The sequence below is a fragment of the Streptomyces tricolor genome (genome assembly GCF_002155905.1).
GTDB classification, from domain to species: Bacteria; Actinomycetota; Actinomycetes; order Streptomycetales; family Streptomycetaceae; genus Streptomyces; species Streptomyces tricolor.
In genome coordinates this window covers 1-9,705 of record NZ_MUMF01000435.1, presented here as the reverse complement: position 1 = coordinate 9,705, position 9,705 = coordinate 1, and the positions used below count along the sequence as shown (strand labels likewise).

5 protein-coding genes and 1 pseudogene are annotated in these 9,705 nt (G+C 71.5%); 5 read left to right on the top strand and 1 reads right to left on the bottom strand.

Annotated elements, in window-relative coordinates; all coding sequences use genetic code 11:
- Window positions 1-204: 204 nt before the first annotated feature.
- Window positions 205-1,203, bottom strand: a complete 999-nt coding sequence (locus CCN44_RS28675; protein ID WP_086700726.1) for an aldo/keto reductase — start codon at window positions 1,201-1,203, stop codon at window positions 205-207.
- Window positions 1,204-1,278: 75 nt separating this feature from the next.
- Here CCN44_RS28675 and CCN44_RS28670 point away from each other — a divergent pair, with 75 nt between their 5' ends.
- The 5 genes and pseudogenes from CCN44_RS28670 (at window position 1,279) to ilvC (ending at window position 9,536) form a co-directional block, all read left to right on the top strand.
- Complete coding sequence (locus tag CCN44_RS28670; RefSeq protein WP_059252749.1) at window positions 1,279-2,256, top strand: 2-hydroxyacid dehydrogenase; 978 nt, start codon at window positions 1,279-1,281, stop codon at window positions 2,254-2,256.
- A gap of 385 nt (window positions 2,257-2,641) precedes the next feature.
- A pseudogene (locus CCN44_RS28665) lies at window positions 2,642-5,780 on the top strand (putative bifunctional diguanylate cyclase/phosphodiesterase).
- Between the two features lie 243 nt (window positions 5,781-6,023).
- A complete protein-coding gene (locus CCN44_RS28660; protein WP_189397047.1) occupies window positions 6,024-7,874 on the top strand; it encodes an acetolactate synthase large subunit in 1,851 nt (616 codons plus the stop codon).
- Between the two features lie 20 nt (window positions 7,875-7,894).
- Entirely contained in the window at window positions 7,895-8,419 is a 525-nt protein-coding gene (gene ilvN / locus CCN44_RS28655) for an acetolactate synthase small subunit (RefSeq protein ID WP_030793132.1), read from the top strand.
- Window positions 8,420-8,537: 118 nt separating this feature from the next.
- Window positions 8,538-9,536 (top strand): ketol-acid reductoisomerase, encoded by a 999-nt coding sequence (gene ilvC / locus CCN44_RS28650; protein ID WP_059252752.1) that lies wholly within the window; start codon window positions 8,538-8,540, stop codon window positions 9,534-9,536.
- The last annotated feature ends 169 nt before the right edge of the window (window positions 9,537-9,705 follow it).

Below are 9,705 nucleotides of genomic sequence, written 5' to 3'. Positions count from 1 at the left end.
CGGCCGTCAGCAGCAGGGCGGTCGCGGCCAGCACGGCCGGTACAGCTCGACGTCGCACGATCATGGTCCCTTCCAGGCGGCAACCCCGTGGCAGCGGTCCGCGGGCGGCGGGCCTGCGGCACGCTCTCCCACTCATACCCGACCGCCGCCCACCCCGTCGCGCCCTCCCGGGTTCCCGGTCCCCGGCGACCGATGGCGCGAACCTCAGTCCCACGACCCCTGGGCGGCCGGCAGCCGGGACACCTCCGCCAGGTCCGCCGCGGTCAGCCGCAGCCCGGCCGCCGCCGCGTTCTCGGCGGCCCACCGCTCCCGCTTGGTGCCCGGCAGCGCGATCACATGGCGGCCCTGCGCCAGCACCCAGGCCAGCGCCACCTGGGCCGGGGTGACGTCCTCGCCGTGCCGGCGGGCGATGCGCCGCAGGCCCGCGACGATCGGCTGGTTGGCCGCCATCATCTCGGCGGTGAACCGCGGATGCCGGGCGCGCACGTCGTCCGGTTCGAACCCCTCGCCCGGCGTCAGCGTGCCGGTCAGGAAGCCGTTGCCCAGCGGCATCGCCGCCAGGAACCCCACCCCCCGCGCCTCGCACCACGGCAGCAGCGTCCGCAGCGCCTCCGGCGACCACACCGACAGCTCCGCCTGCACCGCGCTCACCGGGAACACCTGCTGCACCCGCTGCAACTGGCGCAGCGTCGCGTCGTACAGCCCGGCACCCGAGCGGCGACCGCCGCGCGCGCCGACCGCGCACAGCCCCAGCGCGCGCACCTTCCCGGCCCGCACCAGGTCCGCCATCGCGCCCCAGGTCTCCTCCACGGGCACCTCGGGATCGGCGCGGTGCAGCTGGTACAGGTCGATCACGTCCGTCTGGAGCCGGCGCAGCGAGGCGTCGCAGGCCCGCCGCACATAGCCGGGGCGGCCGTTGGCCACGATGTGCTGCTCGCCCACCAGCAGCCCCACCTTCGTGGACACGAAGGCCTCCCGGCGCCGCTCCTTGAGCACCCGGCCCAGCAGCAGCTCGTTGGTGAACGGGCCGTACATGTCCGCGGTGTCCAGGAGGTCCGAGCCCGCGTCCAGCGCCCGGTGCACGGTTCTGAGCGACTCGTCACCCCGCTGCCGCGATCCGCTGTACGCCCAGCTCATCGGCATGCACCCGAGTCCGACGGCCCCCACCGCGAGTCCCCCCGCGCCGATCGTCCTGCGCTCCACCTGCTCGTGAACCTCCCTCTGCCCGGACCCCAACCTAACCTCTGCGCGCACACGTGCCTGCCATAGCCTCCTCGCATGACTTCAGACGTCTGGCTTCCCCTTCCGCCCGAGGAGATCGAGGGGCTGCCCGCGGGGCCCCGGTACCTGTTCTGGGACGGCGGGGACGACGGCGACCAGCCGTTTCCCGGCGACCCCGCGGAGTGCGCCGTGTACGTGGTGCCGTACATGAAGCGGCTGTCGGTCCGGGTGGGACCGCTGGAGCACCTGACGAACGTCCGGGTGATCCAGACGCTCACGGCCGGCGTGGACGACATCACCGCACAGCTGGCGGTGATCCCGCCGGGCGTACGGCTGTGCAACGCGCGCGGGGTGCACGAGACGAGCACCGCCGAGCTGGCGCTCACCCTGACCCTGGCCGCGCTGCGCGGCATCCCGCAGTTCGTCCGCGACCAGCAGCAGGAGCGCTGGGCGGGCGGTTTCCGCCCCGCTCTCGCCGACAAGAACGTCCTGATCGTCGGGTACGGGGCCATCGGCGCCGCCATCGAGGACCGGCTCGTGCCCTTCGAAGTGGCGCGGGTGGCGCGCGTCGCGCGCTCCCAGCGCACTACGGCGCGCGGTCCCGTGCACCCGATCACCGATGTGCGCTCACTGCTTCCGCACGCGGATGTCGTGATCCTCTGCACCCCCCTCACGGAGGCCACCCAGGGGCTCGTCGACGCCGACTTCCTGGCCCGGATGAAGGACGGCGCGCTGCTCGTGAACGTCGCGCGCGGAGCCGTCGTGGACACCAAGGCGCTCCTCGACGAGCTGGAGCGGGGGCGGATCACCGCCGCCCTGGACGTGACGGACCCCGAGCCGCTGCCTCCCGGCCATCCCTTGTGGCAGGCGCCCGGCGTGCTGATCAGCCCGCATGTCGGCGGGCCCTCCTCGGCCTTCCTGCCGCGCGCCAAGCGGCTGCTCGCCGACCAGTTGACCCGGTACGTGAACCGACAGCCGCTGCGGAACGTGATCCTTACGACCGGACCCGAAACGGCGGGAGCAAACGGGCGCTAGGCCGTTTCCGGCACCCTCCGCAACCTTTCGGGCGCGGCCTGTACCCGCATACCCGCTGGTCGTCACGGAGCGTAGAGAAGCTATGTCCCTGAGTGACGATACTGGTGTATCGTCCCGACAGGGGCTGCGCCGCTGACCGTTCGGCGCCGGGGATGGACATTTCAGATTTGTGAGGGGGGCGACGGGCGATGCACGGCCTATGGACGAACGATCCGACGCGGCGGAGCCGCCGACGGCGACCCTGGCGCACGGCCGCGCGCAGGCGCGGCCACCACACCAGTCACACGAGTCACCACCAGCGCAGGACCAGCGCCCGTCGCCGGTATGCGCACCCGGCGCACCGGGACCGGCGGGACCCGGGAGCGTCGCGCACCGGGAGGCCCCGGTGAGCGCCCCGCCCTCGGTGACGACCACCCTCGACGGAGCGGTGCGCGCACCGCACCCGCACGAGGCGCCGCCGCCCCGCCGGCCGGCCGCCGACGACCGCGGCCGGCTGGCGGAGCAACTCGTCCTCGCCCTGATCTGCGCGGCCTACGCCGTCGGCGCCGCGTTCGACTGGGGCACCGACGAAGTCGCGCTGATCATGGGCGACTTCGGCCTGAGCGCCGCGGCGGGCACCGCCGCCGTCTCCTGCTTCCTGTACGCCCGCAGCCGGCGCGTGCGCTTCCGCTCGGCCTGGCTGCTGTTCGCGCTCTCCTCGACCATGGCCGCGCTGGGCAACGCGGTCTGGGGCTGGTACGAGGTGGTGCTGGGCCGGACCGTGCCCAGCCCCAGCTCCGCCGACGTGTTCTTCCTGTGCTTCGCGCCGCCCGCCATCGTGGGCCTGCTCGTGCTCGCCAAGCGGCCGGTGACCCGGGCGGGCTGGATCTGCCTGGGCCTGGACGCCTGGCTGATCGGCGGCTCGCTGCTCACCCTCTCCTGGAGCCTCGCGCTCGCCCAGGCGGCCCGCATCGACGGGTCGAGCGTGGCGCACACCGCGCTGTCGCTGGCGTACCCGCTGCTCGACATCGCGCTCGTCAGCATGGTCCTGGCGCTGCACTTCCGCCGCGCCCCGGGCAACCGCACGGCGGTGAACACCGCGATCGGCGCGCTGGCGCTGACCGTGATGTGCGACGCCCTGTTCACCTCGCCGCTGCTGCACAGCAGCTACCGCTCCGGGCAGCTGCTGGACGCCGGCTGGTTCGCCGGTTCGCTGCTGCTCGCCTACGCCCCCTGGGCCGCCCCCCGGCGCGGGAGCGCGCAGGAGGCACGCGCGACGGACGGGCACACGCGCGTGGTCCACGAGCACGTGCCGGGCCAGCGGAGCACGGGCCACCACCCGCCGCTGCTGCCCGCGCCGGGCGGCGAGCTCGGCCGGTACCCGACCGGCCGCCCGCTCACCGGCTCCCTGGCGGCGCTCACCCCGTACCTCGCCGCAGCCGTGTGCACCCTGGGCATCCTGTACAACGTGCTCAACGGCCGCAGGCCCGATCACGTAGTGCTGATCACCGCGGGTGCCGTGGTGCTGGCGCTCGTCATCCGGCAGGGCATCATGCTGCTGGACAACATCACCCTCACCCAGGAACTGGCCCAGAAGGAGAACCACTTCCGCTCCCTGGTGCAGGGCTCCAGCGACGTCATCATGATCGCCGCGCCCAACGGCATCCTCCGGTACGTCTCGCCGGCCGCCGCCGGGGTGTACGGCCGGCCCGCCGAGGAGCTGGTGGGCACCGAGCTGGCCGGGCTCATCCACCCGGAGGACCTGGGCTGTGTGGTGCACGAGGTGCGCCGCTTCCTCGCCGCCAGCCCGCTGGAGGAGCCCACCACGCGCATCGAGTGCCGGTTCCGCTCCGGCGACGGCGGCTGGCTCAACGTCGAGTCGACCGTCAACCGGCACCACGGCGGACTGATCTTCAACAGCCGGGACGTGACCGAGCGAGTGCGCCTCCAGGCGCAGTTGCAGCACAACGCCGAGCACGACCCGCTGACCGACCTGCCCAACCGCGCGCTGTTCACCAAGCGCGTCCAGCAGGCCCTGTCCGGCCGCCGCGCCACCGACCGGGGCGCCGCCCTGCGCGGTACGGCGGTGCTCTTCATCGACCTCGACGGCTTCAAGGCGGTCAACGACACGATCGGCCACCAGGCCGGGGACGAGCTGCTGATCCAGGCCGCCCGCAGACTCCAGGACGCGGTCCGGCAGGGCGACACCGCGTCCCGGCTGGGCGGTGACGAGTTCGCGGCCCTGATCGTCGGGGACGGCACCCGGGACCGCGCGGCCCGGGAGCGGAACATACTGGAACTCGCCGACCGCCTCAGGGTGACCCTCTCCCAGCCCTACGCCATCGACGGCAACGACGTCCGGGTCAACGCCTCCATCGGCGTGGCCTTCGCCGAGCCGGGCCTGGGCGCGGGCGAGTTGCTGCGCAACGCCGACCTGGCGATGTACCGCGCGAAGTCGGCCGGAAAGGGCCGGGTCGAGCTGTACAAACCGCAGATGCAGCAGGACGTCGTCCGCAAGGCCGAACTGGCCACGCGGCTGCGCGCCGCGTTGCACGACGGCGAGTTCGCCCTGCTGCACCAGCCCGTGGTGGGCCTGCAGAACGGCCGGATCACGGCGGTCTCCGCGCAGGCGCGCTGGCGCTCCTCGCAGGGTGTGCTGTTCACCCCGGCCGAGTTCCTGCGGGTGGCCGAGGACGGCGACAAGACCGCCGAGCTGGAGCGCTGGATCCTGGAGCAGGCCGTGGAGCAGGCGGCCGAGCGGGCGGCGACCGGGCTCGTCGTACCGGTGGCGGTCCGGATGAGCGCCCGGCGGCTGCTGGACCGCTCCATGCCGCTCGGCTCGGTGGAGGCGCTGCTGACCCGGCACGGGCTGCCGCCCGGGGCGCTGGTCATCGAGCTGTCCGACACCGACCCCCGGGTCCCGCTGGACGAACTGGAACGGCGGCTGACCGCGCTCAGCCGGCTCGGGGTGCGGATCGCGCTGGACGGCTTCGGCAGCGGCTACGCGGCCATCACGGCCCTCAGGCGGCTGCCCGTGGACATCCTCAAGCTCGACCGCAGCCTGGTCGAGGGCGTGGTCGAGTCCGCGCGGCTGCACAAGATCACCAGCGGTCTGCTGCGGATCGCCGGCGACCTCGGGCTCCAGTCGGTCGCCGAGGGGGTGGATCTGCCCGAGCAGGTGGTCGCACTGCGCGCGATGGGCTGCACCCACGGGCAGGGCATGGCGTTCGCCGGTCCGCTGGACGAGTACCGGCTGCGCCGGGCGCTCGGATCCGGCCACTTCCCGGTGCCGCACGCCCCGGCCGAACCGGCGTTCGCGGGCGCGGCGAGCGAACCGCAGGGACGCGTCGGTGTGGAGAGCGCGCGGAGGTCCGAAGGGCTGAGCACGGTCGCGGTCTCGACGCCGACGGGAGGGCCCCGGAGGTGAACGAGCCATGGACGGGGTGAGGGAAGCGCAGAGGGTGTACACAGGGGGTGTACCCGCTGTCTTCGGAGGCGGCAGTGCCCTTCGTTCACATTCTGAGACGCCCGTCCCACCCACTTGACACGTGGTGCGTGCCGGGGGGAGGGTCAGTGCCATGCGCACCCGAATTCTCGTACTTGGACAGCGCGTCGGCTGAGCTGGGACCCACCGGAGGACGATCCGGAATCCCCAGCGACCTCACCGGCGCGCTCCCCTCGCTTGCCTTGCGGCACGAGGGGTTTTTTGTTGCACGAGTGACTCTCGTGCAGCGCGTGAACTCCGCCCGAACCTCGCAAAAACCCTCAGCATCGAGAAGAGAATGCCGATGACCGAGCAGGCCACCGGGGCCCACCATCCGCAGCCGCGGCCCCGTTCCGGAGGACAGCAGTCCGCCCCCGTCGAGCACGTCACGGGTGCGCAGTCCCTCATCCGCTCCCTCGAGGAGGTCGGCGCGGACACGGTATTCGGCATTCCCGGCGGCGCGATCCTCCCGGCGTACGACCCGCTGATGGACTCCACCCGGGTGCGGCACGTCCTGGTCCGGCACGAGCAGGGCGCCGGCCACGCGGCCACCGGATACGCGCAGGCCACCGGCAAGGTCGGCGTCTGCATGGCGACCAGCGGTCCCGGCGCCACCAACCTGGTCACCCCGATCGCGGACGCCCACATGGACTCGGTGCCGCTCGTGGCGATCACCGGGCAGGTGGCCTCCAAGGCGATCGGCACGGACGCCTTCCAGGAGGCGGACATCGTCGGCATCACCATGCCGATCACCAAGCACAACTTCCTGGTCACCAAGGCCGAGGACATCCCGCGGATCATCGCGCAGGCCTTCCACATCGCCTCCACCGGCCGCCCCGGCCCGGTCCTGGTCGACATCGCCAAGGACGCGCTCCAGGCGAAGACCACCTTCTCCTGGCCGCCGGTGATGGACCTGCCCGGCTACCGCCCGGTGACCAAGCCGCACGCCAAGCAGATCCGCGAGGCCGCGAAGCTCATCACCGCGGCCCGGCGGCCCGTCCTCTACGTCGGCGGCGGCGTCCTCAAGGCGCAGGCCACGGCCGAGCTGAAGGTCCTCGCCGAGCTGACCGGCGCGCCCGTCACCACCACCCTGATGGCGCTGGGCGCGTTCCCCGACAGCCACCCGCTGCACCTGGGCATGCCCGGCATGCACGGCAGTGTCGCCGCGGTCACCGCGCTGCAGAAGGCCGACCTGATCGTGGCCCTCGGCGCCCGCTTCGACGACCGGGTCACCGGCAAGCTGGACAGCTTCGCCCCCTACGCCAAGATCGTCCACGCGGACATCGACCCGGCGGAGATCGGCAAGAACCGCGCCGCGGACGTGCCGATCGTCGGTGACGCCCGCGAGGTCATCGCCGACCTGGTCCAGGCCGTGCAGAAGGAGCACAGCGAGGGCCACCAGGGCGACTACACCGCCTGGTGGAGCGACCTGAACCGGTGGCGCGAGACCTACCCGCTCGGCTACGACCTGCCGGACGACGGCTCGCTCTCCCCGCAGCAGGTCATCGAGCGCATCGGCGAGCTGGCCCCCGAGGGCACGATCTTCGCGGCGGGCGTCGGCCAGCACCAGATGTGGGCCGCGCACTTCATCCAGTACGACAAGCCCGCCACCTGGCTGAACTCCGGCGGTGCCGGGACGATGGGCTACGCGGTCCCGGCCGCGATGGGCGCCAAGGCCGGACAGCCGGAGCAGACGGTCTGGGCGATCGACGGCGACGGCTGCTTCCAGATGACCAATCAGGAGCTGACCACCTGCGCCCTGAACAACATCCCGATCAAGGTCGCCATCATCAACAACGGCGCCCTCGGGATGGTCCGCCAGTGGCAGACCCTGTTCTACAACCAGCGCTACTCCAACACCGTGCTGCACAGCGGCCCGGACGACATCAACCCGGAGGCCCGGGGCACGCGGGTGCCGGACTTCGTGAAGCTGTCCGAGGCGATGGGCTGCGTGGGCCTGCGCTGCGAGCGGCCGGAGGACCTCGACAAGGTCATCCAGGAGGCCAACTCCATCAACGACCGCCCGGTCGTCGTCGACTTCATCGTCCACGAGGACGCGATGGTCTGGCCGATGGTCGCCGCCGGCACCTCCAACGACGAGATCATGGCCGCCCGGGACGTCCGCCCCGATTTCGGCGACAACGAAGACGACTGAGCGAGGAAGAGCAGAACACCATGTCCAAGCACACGCTCTCCGTCCTGGTGGAGAACACGCCGGGCATCCTCGCCCGGATCGCCGCCCTGTTCTCCCGGCGCGGTTTCAACATCGACTCGCTCGCGGTCGGCGTCACCGAGCACCCCGACATCTCCCGCATCACCATCGTGGTGAACGTCGAGGACCTGCCGCTGGAGCAGGTGACCAAGCAGCTCAACAAGCTCGTCAACGTGCTCAAGATCGTCGAGCTGGAGCCCGGACAGGCCGTGCAGCGCGAACTCGTTCTGGTGAAGGTCCGCGCCGACAACGAGACCCGCTCCCAGATCGTGGAGATCGTCCAGCTCTTCCGCGCCAAGACCGTCGACGTCTCCCCGGAGGCCGTGACCATCGAGGCCACCGGTTCCAGCGACAAGCTGTCCGCCATGCTCAAGATGCTGGAGCCGTACGGCATCAAGGAGCTGGTTCAGTCCGGCACGATCGCGATCGGCCGCGGTGCCCGTTCGATCACGGACCGGTCGCTGCGCGCTCTCGACCGGACGGCGTAAGACTGAGAACGGGCGGTCGGCGAAGCACGGCCGCCCGTATGCCGAGACCCCCGAACTTCCTTCCCGCCCGCCGTCATACGGTGGGACGCACCACCTGCACACAAGGAGAGAACCCAAAGTGGCCGAGCTGTTCTACGACGCCGACGCCGACCTGTCCATCATCCAGGGCCGCAAGGTCGCGGTCATCGGCTACGGCAGCCAGGGCCACGCCCACGCCCTGTCGCTGCGTGACTCCGGTGTGGACGTGCGTGTCGGTCTGCACGAGGGCTCGAAGTCCAAGGCCAAGGCCGAGGAGCAGGGCCTGCGCGTGGTGACCCCGGCCGAGGCCGCCGCCGAGGCCGACGTCATCATGATCCTCGTCCCGGACCCGATCCAGGCCCAGGTCTACGAGGAGTCCATCGCCCCGAACCTGAAGGACGGCGACGCGCTGTTCTTCGGCCACGGTTTCAACATCCGCTTCGGCTTCATCAAGCCCCCGGCCGGCGTCGACGTCGCCATGGTCGCCCCGAAGGGCCCGGGCCACCTGGTCCGCCGCCAGTACGAGGAGGGCCGCGGCGTGCCGTGCATCGCGGCCGTCGAGCAGGACGCCTCCGGCAACGCCTTCGCGCTGGCCCTGTCGTACGCGAAGGGCATCGGCGGCACCCGCGCCGGCGTCATCAAGACCACCTTCACCGAGGAGACCGAGACCGACCTCTTCGGCGAGCAGGCGGTGCTGTGCGGTGGCACCGCGGCCCTGGTCAAGGCGGGCTTCGAGACCCTGACCGAGGCCGGCTACCAGCCGGAGATCGCCTACTTCGAGTGCCTGCACGAGCTGAAGCTGATCGTGGACCTCATGTACGAGGGCGGCCTGGAGAAGATGCGCTGGTCGGTCTCCGAGACCGCCGAGTGGGGCGACTACGTCACCGGTCCGCGCATCATCACGGACGCCACCAAGGCCGAGATGAAGAAGGTCCTCGCCGAGATCCAGGACGGCACCTTCGCCAAGAACTGGATGGACGAGTACCACGGCGGTCTGAAGAAGTACAACGAGTACAAGCAGCAGGACTCCGAGCACCTGCTGGAGACCACCGGCAAGGAGCTGCGCAAGCTCATGTCGTGGGTGAACGAGGAGGCGTGACCTCCGGGTCCCGTGGCGGTGCCCCCCGGCCGGGGGGCACCGCCACGGGACTTCCGCACTGGACCCCGTACAAAATGGAGTTTCTCGTCCGGGTGATCCTTCCGCGGCGGCGTAATGCGCCTCCCGCCACGCCACTACACTTCTGCACAACACGCGTCAGGCCCACAGC